Source organism: Leptolyngbya sp. PCC 6406 (genome assembly GCF_000332095.2).
GTDB lineage: Bacteria > Cyanobacteriota > Cyanobacteriia > Phormidesmidales > Phormidesmidaceae > PCC-6406.
The window spans coordinates 330,148-348,616 of sequence record NZ_KI913949.1 but is presented as its reverse complement, the minus strand read 5'-3'; the positions used below and the strand labels follow the sequence as shown (position 1 = coordinate 348,616).

The window sequence follows — 18,469 nt, the reverse complement described above, 5'->3', positions numbered from 1 at the left end:
GGGAAACTAAGAATATTTCATCTAAAAAATCATCCCCTGGGTTGGGGAAAAGGTAACCGTCCCCTAGCCCCTCTGGGGCAGCAAAGCCAACGACTCCGTTGCTCCCTAGGGGAGCCGCTAACGCGAACAGGGTACGGTTACAAACCGCTTGAGGAAAGGCCATGGCATTTGATCCAGCAGAACTAAAGCGAAATCGACAGATCTATGAGGTGACCGCAACCGCGTCCCGCATTCAGATCGACTGTAAGGCTATCGAAGACTACGACAAAGTCATCGAAAAGAAAATGCAACAGGCCACCTTCCTCACTGTAGGCGGATTCATTGGCATTTTCGGGGCAGTTTTTGGGGCGGCAATTACAGAAGTCAGCCTAATTGCCTTTATCTTGCTTCCGGTCGGGGGAACTGCTCTACTTGCTGGCCTGATTCTTCAAGCTAGGTTTAAGGGCCTGAATATACCCGATATTCGCTATCGGTTGCTGCCGGAGATTTTAGCTATCCTCAGCCGTGATACCGAGCGAAATGAGCCCTTCCAGGTCAAGTTGGTGTGCTCAGCCGCCACGCAAAAGGATAAAAAAACAGACACTCAGCCCGACCCTTTGCGGCGCGGCTGGAAGATTGACTTTTTTGAAGATACCTGGCTCAAGGTGTCAGGAACGTTTGTGGACGGGACTGACTTTTCCCTCACTTTGACGGACCTGTCCATCGCGAAATATGGGTACAAGCGCAGTCGCAGCGGCAAAAGCAAGTTCAAACGCAAGGAAAAACCTAAGGCTATTGAGCTACTTCTAGATCTGCAATTTTCGCGTAAGCGGTATGGCGAAATTCGACAGATTCAAGATGACATTATCAATGCGATCCAACTGCCTGAAGATGTGCAGCTTAAGCGGCTGAAGGTGAGCGATCGCAGCCTTACCTTAGGGATCAAAGCCGCTCCTGGTTGGGGCACAGAAGCAGGCTTGAAGACGCTCATCACCCAGCTCTTTTTGAACGCTTACCATGTCCTGACCCTGGCTAAACAGATGTCCAAGCAGGCCCGCTGACGGTGTTCGGCACCGATGCCAGCCCGGTGTCCTACAGCGATTCCATTCAAGCGATTCCATTCAGAAGGGAGAAACCATGATGCCCCGCTTTGCAATCTGGAGCCTCAGCCTTAGCTGTGCTGCCCTATTGATGTTCACCGCCTGTTCTAGCTCCCCCCCGGTGGATAGAGCCACCCAGGCTGAAACCGGACAGTCCACAGATCAAGCCTCAAATCAAGCTTCAGATCAAGCCACCGTTACGACGGCCCAAAGCTCCACCGATCAACTGAAATTTAAGCATGACGATGGCAGTGAAGCCTTTGCCCTGAAGTTCCAGGACAACGGGGCCAAGCTCGTGGACAGTAGCGACCAGGAAATCGCTCGCCTCACCGTTAATGACGGTGGCAAGGTGAAAATCAAAGACCCCAGTGATACTGAACTGGGCTATGTCGTTTCCTACGATGGCTACTGGAAGGTCAAAAATGCTGACCAGACTCAAGACCTCTTTGTGCTCAAGGCACGGGAGGGGGATGGCTACCGCATGGATGATGGACAGGGCAACCGTCTCTATCGCATCAAGCAGCGCGATTATGGGTATGAGATCCAGACTGCGGAGGAGGTCTCGCTCTACAAAATCAAGCTAAAAGATGGCAAGCTCTCGCTGCGGGATGTCAATGATGACACGGTGATCTCCATTCGGTCGGCGATGTCACCAGCGGCGATGACCGCCTTTGGGCTGGATGCCCTCAGTCTTGAGCAGCAGGCGGCTTTGGCCTATGCAATTATTCTTTCCGGGGATGAGTAATGCAAGTTCAGCTTCAGTGGCAGGATCCCAATACAGACACCCATTACGCTCCCGAACTAGAGACCCCAATCGCTGTGGGGCGAGACTTGGGCCTGATGCCCGTCACCCTCAATGGCGAAACGGTCAGCCATCTGGTCTTGCAAGATGACACAGTGGAGCCCTACCATGCCCTTCTAGAAGCGGTGGATGGGGTGCTGAGAATTAACGATCGCGGCAGCCGCACAGGGACCAAGGTCAACGGGGTGGCCCTACCCTTTCAAGCGGTCAGCGAGAATGACTTGATTCAAATCGGCTCCTATAGGATCACCATCGTTGCCGTGGAAGTGGCTCCATCTGCTGCTGGTTTGCCCCAGTCGGAACCGCTACCACCGCCGCCATCAAGGCCAGGACTCGGGGGAGCAGCCTGGACCGGAAACCGGGAGGATGGGAATGCCTTTGGAGCGGATGGAATCTGCGATCGCAAAATTGGCTTTTTGGTTAAACGTCGTTGTGGACGCACAACCACCGAGGGATGCACCCACTGCCAAAACGGGCGGGTTCCACTCGATCAAACCCTCTACCGCGACGACTATGACCTGTATCCCGGCTATGGCCAATACGGTCGCAACTACTGGGGCTACCATTACTACACAGGTCACCACTTTGGATCTGGCTCTAGCCGCAGTAACGATTTCACGGAAGCCGATGCCGCTAGCTTTGAGTCAGATCAGGATCAGGATTACGAAATGGATTTGGATGCCAGCTAACATGATGTCCGGTTGATGGGTATCAACTCAAAGCGGGACACATCTCTTGGGGAGGAGTTAGGAGTTAGGAGCCAGAATCTAGGAGAGTACTGGATTCTGACTCCTGAATTACTCGGAACCAATATTGTCTCGGCCTAGCTTGATACCCCCCTACTGCATCAAGCTAGTACTGGGCGGCGGAAATACCCTGGCCGTTCCATCGTGGCACACTCGGCCCCTCACCCTAGCCCTCTCCCACGGGGAGAGGGGACCGGAAAATGTTGGGCTGGTGCGACAATAGTGGACTGATTTACGCCCTGCGGTACTAGGGGCTATAACCAGTCCATAACCAGGAATCTGGCTTTGATTGTCCACAGCCCCTAGTTTTAGGCCAAAACTGCTATGCAGCGGAATCCAGATTGGGATATTCTCAAAGTTGATTATGAAGGGGAGTAGCTTCGAGTTGCCTGCCGGTAATTCGACGTCTGGGTCAACACACTGGTGATGAACCTGGTCCAGACGGCAAGCTTCGGCTTTGCTAGCGAGACCTTCACTGAGTCCACGGCTGTCGTGGGCTGGGTGAGGTTTGGCAACTCTTCTCATCATGCTCACTCAGCCTCCCTATTCCCCCAGAGGACGTGAGCATGTTAACGGGATTTACCGCTGGATTATTGCTGATTACCCTATCCGAGCTAGGGGACAAGACTTTTTTCATCGGCTTGATTTTGGCCACGCGCCATCCCCGTCGCTGGGTATTTCTCGGGGTAATACTGGCTTTAGGGGGGATGACTGTCCTATCTGTGGCGTTGGGGCAGATCTTTACGCTGTTGCCCCGGCCCTATGTCGAGGGAGCTGCGATCGCACTTTTTCTCGGCTTTGGGTTCAAACTTCTGTACGATGCTAGCCAGATGTCTTCCAAGAGCGGCCTCTGTGATGAACAGGCGGAAGCAGAGCAGGCCATAGCCTGTTCCACCTTGTCCCAAGCCCACACCACGGGACGCCTCGTTGTCATGGAGGCACTAGCCCTCACCTTTGTTGCAGAGTGGGGTGATCGCACTCAACTGGCCACCATTACCCTCTCCGCTGCCCATCCGCCTCTAGGGGTCATGGCCGGAGCCATTCTGGGTCATGCCATCTGCACTGCGATCGCGGTTATGGTTGGCCGTCTGGTAGCTGGTAAGCTCTCAGAGCGCCTGCTCACCGCCCTAGGGGGTGGGTTATTTGTGATATTTGGCTGGGTAGCCCTAGTGAATTTTGAATTTTGAGGGTGAGCAAGCACCGCAGATCCCTACGGGCTGGACGGAACTGGCTTGACAGAACTGTTTAGAATGGTCGCACCGCTCCCTAAGGAGATTCGTGCGTGAGCCTCAAGACCCTTGTGAATAGTGCCCTGAAATCCGTTTCTGCCCCCCCGGTGCAGGAATCCTTTGACCCCATTGCCTTTGATCAGGCAGTCATGACCACCTATAGCCGCTTTCCCCTAGCCATCGACCGAGGTCAGGGATGTCACCTATGGGACACCGAAGGGCGTGAGTACCTGGATTTTGTCGCGGGCATTGCCACCTGTACCCTGGGCCATAGTCACCCGGTCATGGTGTCGGTGGTCAGTCAACAAATCCAGAAGCTCCACCACGTTTCCAACCTTTACTACATCCCAGAGCAGGGAGCCTTGGCTCAATGGTTGGTGGACCATTCCTGTGCCGACAAAGTCTTCTTCTGTAACTCCGGGGCCGAGGCCAACGAGGGGGCGATTAAGCTAGCGCGGAAATATGCCCACACCCGACGGGGCATCCAAACTCCGGTGATCATCACGGCCCAGGCCAGTTTCCATGGGCGCACCCTGGCTACGGTGACGGCTACAGGGCAAGCCAAGTACCAGAAACACTTTGACCCACTGATGCCCGGTTTTCATTACGTGCCCTACAACGACCTAGCGGCACTGGAGGGTGCGATCGCAACCCTCGATGCAGACCAGCCCCAAGTCGCGGCAATTTTGCTGGAACCCCTCCAGGGGGAAGGGGGGGTGCGACCGGGAGACCGGACCTACTTCCAGGCGGTACGGCAGATCTGTAGCGATCGCAATATTTTGCTAATTCTAGACGAGGTGCAGGTGGGTGTAGGCCGCACTGGCCAATACTGGGGCTATGAACATCTGGGCATTGAACCCGATGTATTTACCCTGGCCAAGGGGCTGGGGGGCGGCATCCCCATCGGGGCAACCCTGTGCAAAGACGCCTATGCCGTGTTCGAGCCCGGAGACCATGCCAGCACCTTTGGCGGTAATCCCTTTGCCTGTGGGGTAGCTCTAGCGGTATGCCAAACCCTAGAGTCCGCAGGACTGGTGGCCAATGCCCGTCATCAAGGGGAACGGCTGCGGGCAGGCTTGCAGCAGATTTGCGATCGCTATCCCCAAGCATTCGCCGAGGTGCGGGGCTGGGGGCTGATCAATGGCCTAGTGATCAACCCTGAGATGGCCTTTACCTCCATTGACGTGGTCAAGGCAGCCATGACCGCAGGGCTACTCATTGTGCCCGCTGGTCCCCAGGTGGTGCGACTGGTACCGCCGCTGATTCTGTCGGCAACAGAGGTCCAGCAGGGGATGGAGAAGTTGGATTGTGCGATCGCAACCCTATTGCCCTAATCCTGTTGCCCCAGGTGACGAGCGCACTTCAACACCAAAACCCGGAGGGAAACGCTAGTAGCGTTTCCCTCCGGGTTTTTTCAGCAATTCTATTCCGAGTAATGCCTACCGAGATTTAGTTGCCCAAGGACTCTAGAACTTAGTACCGCATGGCGTAAATCAGCCCACTATTGTCGCGTCAGCCCAACATTTTCTGGTCCCCTCTACCCCTGGGAGAGGGCTAGGGTGAGGGGCCGAAGTTACCACGAGAGAGCAGTTAGGGTATTTACGCCGCAGAGCACTAAGAGACGACAAAGGCTAGAGCAAAGAGACCCGCTACCAAGGCCATGGCCACCCCCCCAAGAACAATGTAATTGCGCTTTTCAGTTGCCGTGGGGGGCTTTGCCTCATACATCTTCGGCTCAACGGCGAAGTTGTTCAGCCGACCGCCATCTTCAACTGTGTAGCGCATAGGAAAACCCCTATCTCATAAATTAATCTCTCCATAAACTTAGCAGACTACCGCAAGAAGTCGCAATATTTCGCAATATTACCGGCCAATTCTTAGCGCAGCGTCAAGCTCAAGTTTTAGGGTTCTCGTAGGGTGCATAACGCTAAGGCGTGGCTTCGCCTTTTATGTCGCTTGCGAAACGCGAAGCAATACACCCCAGAAAGGCCACACCTAGGGGAAATGGGCAGAGGATTTCCGCCGCCCAGTCCTAGTAATACTTGGCGGAAATAGGCTTACGATTCTGCCGCGCCAGCCCAACATTTTCTGGTCCCCTCTCACAAAGAAAGAGGGCTAGGTTGAGGGGCCACGGTGTACCACGATAGAACGGTCAGAGTATTTATGCTGCCCAGTCCTAGGACTCCGAAGACTGCTTGAAGAACTCACTTACCTTGAAGCTAGAGTTCGTTTCCGTATCTTCCAATTGCTTCATCATGGAGCGGGTGATGAGCTTGCCCGCCTCCACCAGCACCGCCCCGGTAATGGGGTGGAGGAGATTTTGCTCCGCCCGCCGTCCGATCAGAGCCTCAATGTCTTGGAGGGAGTTCACATACATCCCTGGCGGCAGTTCCACCACCACCCCCTCCCCAATCACCCGCGCCTGACAGGCCAAGCGAGAATTGGTCTTACAGGAGGTAATCACCTCCAGAGTGCGCTGCTCCCGGCGATTGACAGGGGTCAGAGACTCCGCCCCAGACTGCACATAAATGTGGCAAGTGGCACACATGCCCCGACCGCCACATTCCTTTAGCACTTCGAGATCTTTATTAAGCAGCACCGACAACAAGTTGCCATTGGTCTCTACGGAACTTTGTTGGGCGATGGGCTCTAGGCGAACGGTCTTAGCCATGGGATTCCTTAAAGGTGGCGGAAAGGGGGTGGGAAAAGCGGTTAGTCCTCAGATCCATTGACCTGAAGCATGGTACGTTGCTCGTCGCTCAGGGCGGTGGCTAGCACCATGGCCCGATAGTCACGAATAACCAGCCCACAACGAGCAATGAAGGCGTTGACCCAACTCTGAATCGCGGCTAGATCCTGGGAGGAGATGGCACTATCCGGGGAAATCGCGGCGGTATCGCTCAGGGTCAAATGGCCACTGCGGTTCACTTGGAAGGCCACCAAGCTGGGGGCCGCTTTATGGGTGGTTCGCCAGGTATTTGCTACTACAATTTTGCCCAGATAGCGAGCCGTCTCATCACTGAGGCTGTTGACGGCAGCTAGAATATCTTCCCACTGGGGCGGAGCGGGCGGAGACGGCGGCGGCGGAGCGGCGGCGGCGGCAGAAGGAGCTAGAAGGTCGGCTTTGTTTTCACCGTCTGGTTCAGGATGCCAATAGGACTGCCCCTTGAGGGTGCTGCCCTCAGCCATTGTGCGGAAATCGGCAACAATGCTGTGGGGGCTTTTCGGCAGGGATTGGAGGAGATCTTGAATGCTCTGACGATATTTGGCAGTACTGAGCACCGGATCGGTTAAAACCAGCAGGATAATATCGCCAGTAATTTTATGAATGTGGGCTTCTTGATAGTTAAACCGAAAGGTGAAGGATTCAAAATCCGCCGGGGTGGTGCTGACCACCTGCTGAATTCCTTGAATCAGGGCCTGCCGCTGTTGATAGTTCAATCCCCGCTCTAGACCACAAAAGTAGGGCTGAGACCGACCATCCATCAGGACAAGCCCTAGGATGCCAGGGAGATTGAGAAATGACTGAATCACCTGCCGCTGCATAGATGCTTTAGGTTTCGCTGCAATTTGGTTGGGGAATCGCGCCAAGCGAGTAATCTAAGGATTGCAGATGATCCCGATGGCTGCACCGTATTTTCGCCTTCACCGTTCTTCCGGATAGAGCATTATGTCTTCCGATCTGCCCTTTACCCTGGATCAGTTGCGGATCTTAAAAGCGATCGCGACTGAGGGAAGCTTCAAGCGGGCTGCTGACAGCCTCTACGTATCTCAACCGGCTGTGAGTCTTCAGGTGCAAAACCTAGAGCGCCAGTTGGATGTACCACTGTTTGACCGGGGCGGACGACGGGCTCAGTTGACGGAGGCAGGGCACCTGTTGTTGGAGTATGGCGATCGGATCCTCAGTCTATGCCAGGAAACCTGTCGCGCCATTGAAGACCTGCAAAGTTTGCAGGGCGGGACACTGATCGTCGGGGCAAGTCAGACCACGGGTACCTACCTCCTCCCGCGCATGATTGGTCTATTCCGCAAGGCGTATCCCGAGGTAGCGGTACAACTCCATGTCCACTCTACCCGTCGCACCTCTTGGAGTGTGGCCAATGGGCAGGTTGATCTGGCTATCATTGGCGGTGAAGTCCCTCCTGAACTGCAAGATTCTTTAGAGATTGTTCCCTACGCTGAGGATGAACTCGCACTGATCCTGCCTGTCTTCCATCCCCTGGCGAGTGCCGACATGATTCAGCGGGATGATCTTTATAAGATGAAGTTCATTGCCCTCGACTCCCAGTCCACCATCCGCAAGGTGATTGATCAGGTGTTGACGCGCTGGGGTATTGAAACCCGGCGGTTGCGGATCGAGATGGAACTTAACTCGATTGAGGCGATCAAAAATGCGGTGCAGGCGGGGTTGGGGGTATCCTTTGTCTCCATCTCTGCCATTGAGAAGGAGCTTCAGATGGGGATGATTCATCGTGCCCGTATTGATTCCCTGGTGGTACACCGAACGCTATCGGTGATTTTTAATCCCAATCGCTACCGATCTAAGGCGGCGGAGGCATTTGCCCAGGAGATTTTGCCGCAGTTCACAAATCGTCCTCTAGACTTTAGGAAATCTGGGAAGGTAGCGGCCCCAGTGACGACTCCGGTCTCTACTCCGACTGTCATGGATGTCAATGGCAAGACGCTGATAGATAAGGCCGATAGACCCAAGTCTGATCGCCGCGATTAGGACGCGAGATTGACCAAACTCTCCTATGGATATTGTTTGTACCCGCCCGAGTTGTCCCCGTCCTGAAAATCATTTTGCCGATCTAGACAGCGGTGATACGGTGAAAACCGTGCGACAGAAGTTTTGCACCGCCTGCGGGATGCCACTGATTTTGAGTGGCCGCTACTTGACGGAAAGACTGTTGGGGAAGGGGGGCTTCGGGGCGGCCTATTTGGCCCGCGATCGCTATACTCCCACCATGCGCCGTTGCGTGGTGAAGTTATTCCAACCCTCGGGAAATTTGAGTCCTGCCCAGATGCAGTTGGCCCAGTCCCTCTTTGAGCGAGAGGCGGCGGTGTTAGAAGATCTGGGCAACCGCCATCGCCAGATTCCTAACCTATATGCCTTTTTCCCTTTGATTGTGCCGGGGCAGCAACCGGGTAGCCAGGATGAGTTTTTCTATCTGGTGCAGGAGTTTATTGATGGGGAGGACCTAGAGCAGGAGTTGGCCCGACGGGGGGCCTTTTCCCAGGGGGAGATGACGGAAGTGCTGGTGGAAATGCTGAAGGTGCTGGCCTTTGTCCATGAAAATGGGACTATTCACCGGGATATCAAGCCGTCGAACATCATGCGTCACCGCAATGGGTCGCTGTACCTCTTGGACTTTGGGGCGGTAAAGCAGGTGACCAATGTTCAGGGGGCGGCCCAGGGCCAGTCTACGGGTATCTATTCCATGGGGTTTGCACCCCCGGAACAGATGGCGGGGGGGACGGTGTATCCCTCGACGGACCTCTATGCCTTGGCGGTGACCTGCATTACGTTGCTGACGGGGAAGGCGACGGGGGATCTCTACGATTCCTACAATAATGTGTGGAGTTGGCGGTCCCATGCCCAGGTGAATGACGCGATCGCAGAGGTACTAGATCGCATGTTGCTGTCTACACCTAACCAGCGTTACCCCGGTGCCAAGGACGTGCTGGAGGCGCTCCGGGCTGCTGCCCAACAGGTCAAGGCCAACCCTAGTTCCAATCCTCAAACTCCCACCCCTCTCACCTCCGGCAGTGCCGGGACGGCTATTCAGTCCCCCGTGCCCGCGCCTGCGATGGCTTCTCCCGTGCCTGCCGCATCCGCGAGCCCTAGAGCGGCGGCTCCGTCCATCCCCGCGCCTTCTACCCCGCGCCCCGCTGCCCCCCGCGCCTCTACGCCCAGTATTTCCCTGGTGCGGCTGCTGGGGGGGGCTGCCTTTACGGGGTTTGAGGGTAGTCTTTTGGCGATCGCCCTGTTCAGCCTCCTGGGTACCACTTGGCTGGGCAGTGGCGCTTGGCTGTTATTGGTGGTGGGGCTAGTGCTGTTGCAACTTCGGAGTGTGATCGAACGATTTGACTTGGTGATCATTGGTGGTGTCACTCTCGGGGTGGTGCTGGTGTTTCCCTCCCTACGCTCGGTGTTGCTGGCAACTGGGGCTCCGCTGGAATCGGTGTTAGTGTTGGCGGTGTTGGGAGGGCTGATGGTGGTTGCGATCGCAACGTTGTTCCGCCTCATCTATCGCCTGTTATCGACAATCCTTTAGGATCTTTTTTTAGCCGCTTGAGGGCAATCCAGCCCTGGAGTCCAACGCCCATAAAGACCGCCCTGGTAGAAATCTGGAGTTCTAACGTTTCTATGAGTAGCAACCGCGAGACCCCGGTATTGATTGCCTCCCTCTTAATTACAGCGGGCCTAATTGGTGGCGGTCTCTGGTGGTTTAGTCGCAGCGGTGATTTCAACCTGGGCAGCCTCATGGGGGGCAACACCCCCAGCGCGACGACACCGAACAATTCCGATAGCACCCTAGCGACGACGGGGGTCGAGACCTTTGCCCAGGTTGACAGCGTCCCCGCTGGGGTTTTTGCCTATGGTGGCAGCACCACCTGGGCTCCCGTACGAGGTACGGTGGATTCCATCCTGACCCAGGTTCATCCCAGCTTCCAACTCCGCTACACCAACCCCATCGGTGTGCCACCGGGGTCAGGTACAGGCATTGAGATGCTGCTAAGCAATCAAATTTCCTTTTCCCAGTCCTCCCGCCCCCTCAATGCCGAGGAGCGGCAACGGGCAGAGCAGCAGGGCTACAGTTTGAAGGAAATTCCGGTGGCCATTGAGGGGTTAGCGATCGCAGTGCATCCAGACCTGGCCGTAGAGGGCTTGACCCTGACCCAACTGCGGGATATTTATCTGGGCAGCCTCACCAACTGGAGCCAAGTTGGGGGACCCAATTTAGCCATTACCGCCGTATCGCGCCCCGGTGCCGGGGGCACCGTTGAGTTTTTCGTCGATACGGTGCTGGGAGGATCCCCTTTGGCCGCCAGCGTCCGTACCGCTGGCACCACCACCGAAGCCCTGCGCTTGGTCAGCGACACCCCCGGCGCAATTTACTACGCTTCTGCCCCTGAGGTAGTAGGGCAATGCACTGTCAAACCCATCGCCCTTGGTCACGAAGCTAATGCCCTAGTGCAGCCCTACGCCGAACCCTACGTCCCCCCTAGCGCCTGTCCCGACCAGCGCAATCAACTCAATCGGGAGGGATTTCGCAGCGGTGACTACCCCATCACCCGTCGCATGTTTGTCATCCTGCGGGAGGACGGCAGCGCTGATCAGCAGGCCGGGGAAGCCTATGCCGCCCTCCTGCTCAGCCGCCAAGGCCAGGATCTCCTCAACGAAGCTGGATTTGTTCCCATTCGCTAGCAGATTGGGTTTTCAGGCGTATAGCCTGACGGCGTTCAAGAAAAGGTGATGTAGCGCTTGCTCTGTGGGTGTACTAGTGTTCCGTCAGGAAAATTTTGACGGGTCTTCGACCCGTCAAAATTTACCCCCAACCGCATCAGGGCAGGGTTGATTTATTAGCGCATAAACCTCTACTCTGACCCTGACCAATCCGGCGGCAATTTTCTCTTTCATTGCCACCTTTGCTGGATTGGGTATTGTAGAATCCGGGCAAGATTACGCTAAATCTGGGGTACTTGTCCTGGGAGTTTTAGGGGGATCCGCACTATGGTGGATGTTCCTGAGTGGAACTGTGAATCTTTTGCGATCGCGCCTCACCCCCCTCGACTGAGGTGGTTAAATCGGGTTGCTGGCACGGTCATTCTGGTCTTTGGTGTTGTTGCGCTGGCGGTTGGTGAATGAAGGCTGGGCCATTCCCTTCAAGCAAACAGATCGGGCGGTGGTGGCAGGGACTCCTCGGTCTAGCGATCGCCCTGGTGGTTTTCGGCAGTGGAATTGGAGTCGGCCAGAGTTGGGGGGCAGATCCCCCAGTGCTGGTGGCCCAGTCTGTAGAGGAACTCCAGCAAAAAAAGGAGGAAATCGATCAGCAGCGGACAAATCTGGAACAGCAACGCAACCAACTGCAAAACCAAACCAGCGCCGCCGAAGATAAGCTCAACGATCTCCAGGACACCATTGCCGCCACCACCACCCAGATTGCCGATACGGAATATCAGCTCCAGCGGGCAGAAACGCGCCTCCAAGAGCTAGAGACGGATCTAGTCGCTGCGGAGTCCGCCTATCAAACAATGCAAACCGCCACCGTAGCCCGACTGCAATTCATGCAGCGGCAGCGGGGTAGCCAGGGCTGGGCCATTTTGTTGCAAAGCGAAAACTTCAACGAATTTCTCGAACGCCGCTACCAACTGGGACTGGTATTTGGGGCTGATCGCACCGTGTTGCAAAACCTTCAGGCCAAGGCGCAGGAAATCCAAGATCAGCAGGCGGTGGTTGAGGAGCAAAAAAATAATGTTGCTCTGATTCGGCAAAAACTCCTGTCCCAAAAGCAGCAGTACGAAGCGGAGGCGGGGGAGCAAACCCAGTTGATTGGCCGCCTTAACCAAGATCGTGCTGCCCTGGAAGCCGCCGAGGCCCAACTGGCCCGTGACTCCGACAGTATCGCCGCCCTGATTCGCCAAAAGGTGGCCGCAGCTACCGGAGTGGTACGGGGTAGCGGACGGTTTATCTATCCTGTCAATGGCCGCATTACCAGTGGCTTTGGCAACCGTCGTCACCCCATTTTGGGCTACAACCGATTCCATGGTGGGGTGGACTTTGGGGCCAGCCAAGGTACTACCATCCACGCCGCCGATTCGGGGCAGGTGATTTTCTCTGGCTGGTACGGCGGCTATGGCCGCACCATCATCCTTGACCATGGCGGTGGCATCACCACCCTCTATGCCCATGCCAGCCAGCTCTATGTGAATGTGGGGCAAAATGTGGCCCAGGGACAAGCGATCGCGGCGGTGGGCTCGACGGGCCTCTCCACGGGTCCCCACCTCCACTTCGAGGTCAGGCAAAACGGCAACCCTATTAATCCGATGAATTATCTGTAGTCCAATACAGATTCTTATTTCCGTGAGCCGCTGGGAGTGGGCAGTGCTATCGTAGGGGCGCATTTGAGCCCCCAAAAGGGGATTTTCTATCGCCAGCCATGTCCAGTCAGACCACCGCTAAACAGGGCGGATTTCGTCCTCTGCGTCAGGGAATAGCCTATCTGCTGGGGACGGTGCTGCTGATCGTTGCCCTAATGGCCTTAAAGGGCCTAGCCGCTTGGGCTGCTGAGGAGTATGTCTACTCCATTGTGGTTGTGGGGGGGCTGCTGAAAAGTTTGGAACTGGTGGAGGTCAGCAATGTGCTGATCTTTGCCCTGCTGGGGGTGGGGCTAGGGGCCATGACCCGTTGGCTAGTGCGGCCCTGGTTTAGATGGCTACGGTGGCTGATTCTCGCGATCGCAGTTCCTTTAGTATTCCTCAGCAGCTATGGGGTGCGTCATGAGCTATGGGTGCAGGAGGTCACGATCGACTCCGGGCTACTCCCCGAGCAAGCCGAGCAGATTACCGAGCGCCTGTTGCAGGAATCCACCGGGCATGAAGGGCTTTGGGGCTTTTTTCTCTACACCGTCCGCACACCACTGCTGCCAACGGAGTTGAGTACTCTCCAGAGCCTAGATGATGATGATCAGTGGTTTCGCTCTGAACTGACCCGTTACAGTGGTGTGGAACCGGGCCTAATTTCTCTGATTTTTCGGTTATCGGGGTGGGGCATTCGGGTCTTTTATATGGGATTAGCTGCCATCACCGCCGCCATCTACTTCACTAAGGGCAATGTCTGGGCCGAGACCCACCGTCAGCAGTCCCAGAATCGCCCTGGAAATCGCCCTGGCAAACAGCGGCCATGACTCTGGCAGCAGTGATTTTAGCAGGGGGCCACAGTCGCCGTATGGGGCAGGACAAAGCCCTGCTGCCCCGAGGCGATCGCCCCCTAATTCACCACCTTTGCACTGTGGCAGCGGCCTGCACGCCAACGGTGGGGGTGATAACACCCTGGCCCGATCGCTATCGGTCCCACGTCCCGGCTGCTGTCAATTTCATCCCAGAACCCGCTACCCCAGAACGGTCCCCCGGTCCCCTCGTGGCCCTGTCCCTGGCCTGGGCTACCGTAACGGCAGACTGGCTACTATTACTGGCCTGTGATTTACCTAACTTGGAGGCATCAGTGCTGCAAACCTGGAGCCAGCAGCTCGATAGTCTCCCCCCTGAAGTCATCGCCTACCTGCCCCGCCATCCCCAAGGCTGGGAGCCCCTCTGTGGGTTCTACCGTCAGACCTGCAAATCGGCCCTAAAGGCCGCGATCGCAGACGGCACCCGCAGTTTTCAAAAATGGCTAGCGAATCAGCCCGTAGTGGCCATTCCCCAAGTTCCCTCGGGGCTGCTACTCAACTGCAATACCCCGGAGAATTGGCAGCAATTCTCAACGCCTGATACCTGAATACCTGATACCTGAATACCTAGAACGTTGCACCCACCAGGGCATTGAGGGCGCTGTGGAACAGCGGTAGCCCATCGGTGCTACCTAGGACCGGATCAGCGGCCCGCTCTGGGTGAGGCATCATACCCAGAACATTGCCCCGCTGATTGCAGAGACCGGCAATATTGCCCAGGGAGCCATTGGGATTATGGACTGCATCCACACTGCCGTCTGGAGCACAGTAGCGAAACAGAATTTGGCCCCGATCCGCCAATACCTGCAAGGTGTCGGCATCGGCGTAGTAACAGCCCTCGCCATGGGCAATGGGCAGGGTAATCACCGCCTGGGGTGAGTACTGCTGGGTCCATAGACTCTCGGTCTGTTCCACCCGCAGGGAAACGCGATCGCAGATAAAGTTCAAATCTCGATTCCGCACCAAGGCTCCCGGCAGCAGCCCCGCCTCCGTCAGAATTTGGAACCCGTTGCAAATACCCAGGACCAAGCCTCCCCGCTGGGCATGGGCCACAGTTTGTTGGAGGGCGGGGGAAAAACGTGCGATCGCGCCACAGCGTAGATAGTCGCCATAGCTGAACCCCCCCGGTACCACCACCAGATCCACATCCCCCAGATCAGAGTCTTCGTGCCAGATCAGGCGAGTAGGCTGCTGCAAAACATCCCGCGTCACATAGGCAACATCGCGATCGCAGTTAGAACCCGGAAAAACAATAATGCCAACCTTCATCCTTCTGCCTGAATCCTTTCGTTACTAATGCTCAGTCAATTAAGGCTTGTAATGCTTGACAGGTGACCAAAATCCTGGAGTTTAGTTGGGGTTGAATTTTGACGGGTTTCGACCCGTCAAAATTTTCCTGACGGAACACTAGACTGAAACCGCCTGGGGTTGAACCTGAAGCTCAAAGCGATAGTTTTCGATCACAGGATTCGCCAAAAGCTGGTCACAGATGCGATCCAATTCCACCTCGGCATCTCCCTCACTAGCCGCCGTCAGCGTCACCTGAATGTACTTACCAATCCGCACCTCAGAGACTGTGCTGTGCCCCATGTGGTGAAGTCCCGCACAGATGGCCGTCCCCGCTGGGTCCAGCACCGACGGGCGCAGGGTGACATAGATCTGAGCTTGGTAAGTGGGCATAGTGTCAGAACCGCAGCAAAGGCCGTATTAAAGCATCCCCATCCTACCCCATCCCCCTCTGGTCTAAGCTGGAGGAAAGCTTTCGGGCTCAGGTATGAAGCAGCGCAGAACACGAAATCAGGATCGGATTTTGCAGGTGATGAAGGCCCAGTCTCACCCTGTCTCGGCCCAGGATCTCTATCTAGAACTGCGGAGCCACCAGTTCAGCACCGGGTTAGCCACAGTTTACCGGGCGTTAGAAGCCCTGAAACTGGAAGGCGCAGTGAAAATGCGAACCCTCCCCAGCGGCGAGTCGGTCTATAGCTTGCCCCAGCAGGATCGCCACCACCTGACCTGTCTCCGCTGCGATCGCACCATCCCCATTGACGAGTGTCCGGTCCACGACCTAGAAACCCAGCTTCACCAGACCCACCAGTTCCGCATTTTTTACCACACCCTAGAATTTTTTGGCCTTTGTCCCGACTGTCAACAGGTCGATGTTGTAGGAGCAGAGGCCGTAAATGGCCCTAAATCCCTCAAGGACAGTTAGGAAAGCGGCACAGAGATTTACCTCACATCGGTATTCTCAGAGATTCTTATAGACAACAAGCGTTTAACTGAAATCCCTGGGTTGCCGTGGCACAGGGATTTTTTTTGCTTAGTGCTCCGTCCGAATGGCTAGAGGTCTTGATAAAACACCCACGAGCACTAGACCCACGAGCATTTTTGTAAAGTCTACTTTTTGGGGGGCTTAGTGATCACACTCACAGGACCATTGACCACCACCTGACAAGCTAAACGACAGGCTTCAGGCCGTTTGCGGAGTTTGCGCTCCTCCACCGCCGTACGAGGAGAGAGATTTTCCATCCCCTCAGCAATTTCCACCACACAGGTGCCACATTGACCGTAGCCGCCGCAGTTCGTCATCTTACCCACAAAGGTATAGAGGTCAATTCCCTGCTCCATAGCTTTAAAGCGAAGATTCGCTCCATCGGCGGCGATAACCTCCCGGTCCTCGTTGATAAACTTAATCGTTCCCATTGCTATTCTCCTTAACTGCCGCAACTGCCGCCTAGAACTGTCCCTATCCGTTCCCTGCCCAGCCTAAGGGGTTGAGGTTCTGATGAAAACCTGTTCAGACCAACCCCATAGATCGACCCAGAGCCCCAGTAACTGCTGGATATTGCGCTAGGGATTCACAATCGTTACACTTCATATACATTTTTGCACCTGTTCTAATCGTCGCAGGGTTTTCCCGCCCGGTATGGTGACATCGACGATTCGGCCATTGCCCGTCAGCACCATTCCTCTACCCGTCCGATCTGTCGCTCCTGAAGTCAGGAAGCGGCAGGGAGTCTGGTAGGCTTATCAGTATCTGCGGCCCTTAAAAAACCTGCAAAACAACTGTCGAAACCTTACGAGGAGGAGAGTAGTCGATGGGACTACCCTGGTACCGGGTACATACAGTGGTCCTCAATGATCCAGGACGGCTGATTTCTGTACACCTCATGCACACAGCCTTGGTGGCTGGCTGGGCAGGCTCTATGGCCTTGTTTGAGCTAGCCACAATTGATCCAAGCGACCCCGTCCTGAACCCCATATGGCGTCAGGGCCTGTTTGTACTTCCCTTCATGGCACGCCTCGGCGTGACTGAATCCTGGGGAGGCTGGAGCGTCACTGGTGGCGCTGCTGCTGATCCTGGCTTCTGGAGCTTTGAAGGCGTGGCAGCGGCCCACATTGTCCTATCGGGTCTGCTGTTCCTAGCAGCCTGCTGGCACTGGGTTTATTGGGATCTAGATCTATTTCGCGATCCCCGCACTGGCGAGCCTGCTCTTGACTTGCCCAAGATGTTTGGCATCCATCTTTTCCTGTCTGGGCTTCTCTGCTTCGGCTTTGGAGCCTTCCATCTCACGGGCCTTTGGGGGCCTGGTATGTGGGTTTCAGATCCCTATGGTCTGACCGGACATGTCCAAGCCGTTGCCCCGGAATGGGGACCTGGAGGGTTTAACCCCTTCAATCCCGGTGGTATTGTGGCTCACCACATCGCTGCTGGTATCGTCGGCATCATTGCGGGTCTATTCCACTTAACCGTTCGTCCACCACAGCGTCTCTATAAGGCACTGCGGATGGGGAATATCGAAACCGTGTTATCTAGCAGTATTGCTGCTGTGTTTTTTGCTGCCTTTGTGGTGGCTGGGACCATGTGGTATGGCAGTGCTGCTACTCCTATCGAGCTGTTTGGTCCTACCCGCTATCAGTGGGATAGTGGCTACTTCCAGCAAGAAATCCAGCGTCGGGTTCAAGCCGAAACGGCGACAGGGGCCTCACTTGTTGAAGCCTATGCTGCTGTTCCAGAGAAACTTGCTTTCTACGACTACGTGGGTAACAGCCCTGCTAAGGGTGGTTTATTCCGGGTCGGCCCCATGAACACTGGGGATGGCATTGCCCAGGGCTGGATTGGTCACCCTGTCTTTACCGATGGGGAAGGCCGGGAGTTGTCGGTAAGGCGTCTCCCCAACTTCTTTGAAACCTTCCCTGTTGTGTTGGTGGATAAGGACGGCATTGTTCGGGCAGATATTCCCTTCCGGCGAGCTGATTCAAAGTACAGCTTTGAGCAGACCGGCGTTACCGCGACGATCTATGGCGGAGAGTTGGCGGGTCAAACCATCACCGATCCGGCTCAAGTTAAGCGCATTGCCCGTAAGGCTCAATTGGGTGAACCCTTTGAGTTTGACCGCGAAACCCTAGGATCTGACGGGGTATTCCGGACTAGTCCTCGAGGCTGGTTTACCTATGCCCACGCGGTGTTTGCGCTGTTGTTCTTCTTTGGCCATATCTGGCATGGGTCTCGTACCCTATTCCGGGATGTGTTCGCGGGTATTGACCCCGAACTCTCTGCGGAACAGGTGGAATGGGGCTTCTTCCAGAAGGTGGGTGATAAGACCACCCGCACCAAGGAGACCGCTTAGGCGATAGGTCTGTTTTCTGAGACATAAACGCT

The 18,469-nt window shown here is 55.7% G+C and carries 19 protein-coding genes; 13 read left to right on the top strand and 6 right to left on the bottom strand.

What is annotated here, in order from left to right:
* Positions 1–161 precede the first annotated feature (161 nt).
* The 5 genes from LEP6406_RS0201630 to LEP6406_RS0201610 all read left to right on the top strand — a co-directional run bounded on the left by LEP6406_RS0201630 (position 162) and on the right by LEP6406_RS0201610 (position 5,190).
* Positions 162–1,040, top strand: coding sequence for a hypothetical protein (locus LEP6406_RS0201630; RefSeq protein ID WP_008309704.1), 879 nt, complete (start codon positions 162–164; stop codon positions 1,038–1,040).
* Positions 1,041–1,116: 76 nt separating this feature from the next.
* Positions 1,117–1,824 carry a hypothetical protein gene (locus LEP6406_RS0201625; RefSeq protein WP_008309706.1) on the top strand — a complete coding sequence of 236 codons (708 nt, stop codon included), beginning with the start codon at positions 1,117–1,119 and terminating at the stop codon, positions 1,822–1,824.
* Complete coding sequence (locus tag LEP6406_RS0201620) at positions 1,824–2,570, top strand: FHA domain-containing protein (protein ID WP_008309708.1); 747 nt, start codon at positions 1,824–1,826, stop codon at positions 2,568–2,570. The genes LEP6406_RS0201625 and LEP6406_RS0201620 overlap by 1 nt, the downstream gene beginning before the upstream one ends.
* A 623-nt stretch (positions 2,571–3,193) precedes the next feature.
* Positions 3,194–3,814, top strand: a complete 621-nt coding sequence (locus LEP6406_RS0201615; protein ID WP_008311630.1) for a TMEM165/GDT1 family protein — start codon at positions 3,194–3,196, stop codon at positions 3,812–3,814.
* A 95-nt stretch (positions 3,815–3,909) separates the two neighbouring features.
* Positions 3,910–5,190 carry an aspartate aminotransferase family protein gene (locus tag LEP6406_RS0201610; protein ID WP_008311632.1) on the top strand — a complete coding sequence of 427 codons (1,281 nt, stop codon included), beginning with the start codon at positions 3,910–3,912 and terminating at the stop codon, positions 5,188–5,190.
* A gap of 280 nt (positions 5,191–5,470) precedes the next feature.
* On the opposite strand, the gene psb34 is transcribed toward LEP6406_RS0201610, so the two are convergent.
* The 3 genes from psb34 to LEP6406_RS0201595 all read right to left on the bottom strand — a co-directional run bounded on the left by psb34 (position 5,471) and on the right by LEP6406_RS0201595 (position 7,390).
* Positions 5,471–5,641: a photosystem II assembly protein Psb34 gene (gene psb34, locus LEP6406_RS32545; RefSeq protein WP_008311634.1), complete on the bottom strand. Its 171-nt coding sequence runs from the start codon at positions 5,639–5,641 to the stop codon at positions 5,471–5,473.
* Positions 5,642–6,032: 391 nt separating this feature from the next.
* The gene (locus LEP6406_RS0201600) at positions 6,033–6,527 is read right to left on the bottom strand and encodes a 2Fe-2S iron-sulfur cluster-binding protein (protein ID WP_008311638.1); all 495 of its coding nucleotides are present in this window, start codon (positions 6,525–6,527) and stop codon (positions 6,033–6,035) included.
* 41 nt (positions 6,528–6,568) lie between these two features.
* Complete coding sequence (locus LEP6406_RS0201595) at positions 6,569–7,390, bottom strand: hypothetical protein (protein ID WP_155834607.1); 822 nt, start codon at positions 7,388–7,390, stop codon at positions 6,569–6,571.
* A gap of 136 nt (positions 7,391–7,526) precedes the next feature.
* Between LEP6406_RS0201595 and LEP6406_RS0201590 the strand changes: the two genes are divergently transcribed.
* The 6 genes from LEP6406_RS0201590 (at position 7,527) to LEP6406_RS0201565 (ending at position 14,357) form a co-directional block, all read left to right on the top strand.
* Positions 7,527–8,585 carry a LysR family transcriptional regulator gene (locus LEP6406_RS0201590; RefSeq protein WP_008311642.1) on the top strand — a complete coding sequence of 353 codons (1,059 nt, stop codon included), beginning with the start codon at positions 7,527–7,529 and terminating at the stop codon, positions 8,583–8,585.
* 25 nt (positions 8,586–8,610) lie between these two features.
* Positions 8,611–10,134 carry a serine/threonine-protein kinase gene (locus LEP6406_RS0201585; protein ID WP_008311644.1) on the top strand — a complete coding sequence of 508 codons (1,524 nt, stop codon included), beginning with the start codon at positions 8,611–8,613 and terminating at the stop codon, positions 10,132–10,134.
* Between the two features lie 92 nt (positions 10,135–10,226).
* Positions 10,227–11,288 carry a PstS family phosphate ABC transporter substrate-binding protein gene (locus LEP6406_RS0201580; RefSeq protein ID WP_008311646.1) on the top strand — a complete coding sequence of 354 codons (1,062 nt, stop codon included), beginning with the start codon at positions 10,227–10,229 and terminating at the stop codon, positions 11,286–11,288.
* Positions 11,289–11,725: 437 nt separating this feature from the next.
* Positions 11,726–12,922: a murein hydrolase activator EnvC family protein gene (locus LEP6406_RS0201575; RefSeq protein ID WP_008311648.1), complete on the top strand. Its 1,197-nt coding sequence runs from the start codon at positions 11,726–11,728 to the stop codon at positions 12,920–12,922.
* A gap of 98 nt (positions 12,923–13,020) precedes the next feature.
* Entirely contained in the window at positions 13,021–13,767 is a 747-nt protein-coding gene (locus tag LEP6406_RS0201570) for a hypothetical protein (RefSeq protein WP_008311649.1), read from the top strand.
* The gene (locus LEP6406_RS0201565) at positions 13,764–14,357 is read left to right on the top strand and encodes a molybdenum cofactor guanylyltransferase (RefSeq protein WP_008311652.1); all 594 of its coding nucleotides are present in this window, start codon (positions 13,764–13,766) and stop codon (positions 14,355–14,357) included. Before LEP6406_RS0201570 ends, LEP6406_RS0201565 begins: the two co-directional genes overlap by 4 nt.
* 19 nt (positions 14,358–14,376) lie before the next feature.
* On the opposite strand, the gene purQ is transcribed toward LEP6406_RS0201565, so the two are convergent.
* Together purQ and purS are read right to left on the bottom strand one after the other, a co-directional pair.
* On the bottom strand, positions 14,377–15,078 hold the full coding sequence (gene purQ / locus LEP6406_RS0201560; RefSeq protein ID WP_008311653.1) for a phosphoribosylformylglycinamidine synthase subunit PurQ: 702 nt from the start codon (positions 15,076–15,078) through the stop codon (positions 14,377–14,379).
* A 138-nt stretch (positions 15,079–15,216) separates the two neighbouring features.
* The gene (purS, locus tag LEP6406_RS0201555; RefSeq protein ID WP_008311655.1) at positions 15,217–15,489 is read right to left on the bottom strand and encodes a phosphoribosylformylglycinamidine synthase subunit PurS; all 273 of its coding nucleotides are present in this window, start codon (positions 15,487–15,489) and stop codon (positions 15,217–15,219) included.
* Between the two features lie 94 nt (positions 15,490–15,583).
* Between purS and LEP6406_RS0201550 the strand changes: the two genes are divergently transcribed.
* Entirely contained in the window at positions 15,584–16,018 is a 435-nt protein-coding gene (locus LEP6406_RS0201550; RefSeq protein WP_008311657.1) for a Fur family transcriptional regulator, read from the top strand.
* A gap of 185 nt (positions 16,019–16,203) precedes the next feature.
* On the opposite strand, the gene LEP6406_RS0201545 is transcribed toward LEP6406_RS0201550, so the two are convergent.
* Positions 16,204–16,509 (bottom strand): 2Fe-2S iron-sulfur cluster-binding protein, encoded by a 306-nt coding sequence (locus LEP6406_RS0201545; RefSeq protein ID WP_008311659.1) that lies wholly within the window; start codon positions 16,507–16,509, stop codon positions 16,204–16,206.
* 395 nt (positions 16,510–16,904) lie between these two features.
* Here LEP6406_RS0201545 and psbB point away from each other — a divergent pair, with 395 nt between their 5' ends.
* Positions 16,905–18,437 carry a photosystem II chlorophyll-binding protein CP47 gene (gene psbB, locus LEP6406_RS0201540; protein WP_008311661.1) on the top strand — a complete coding sequence of 511 codons (1,533 nt, stop codon included), beginning with the start codon at positions 16,905–16,907 and terminating at the stop codon, positions 18,435–18,437.
* Positions 18,438–18,469 lie beyond the last annotated feature (32 nt).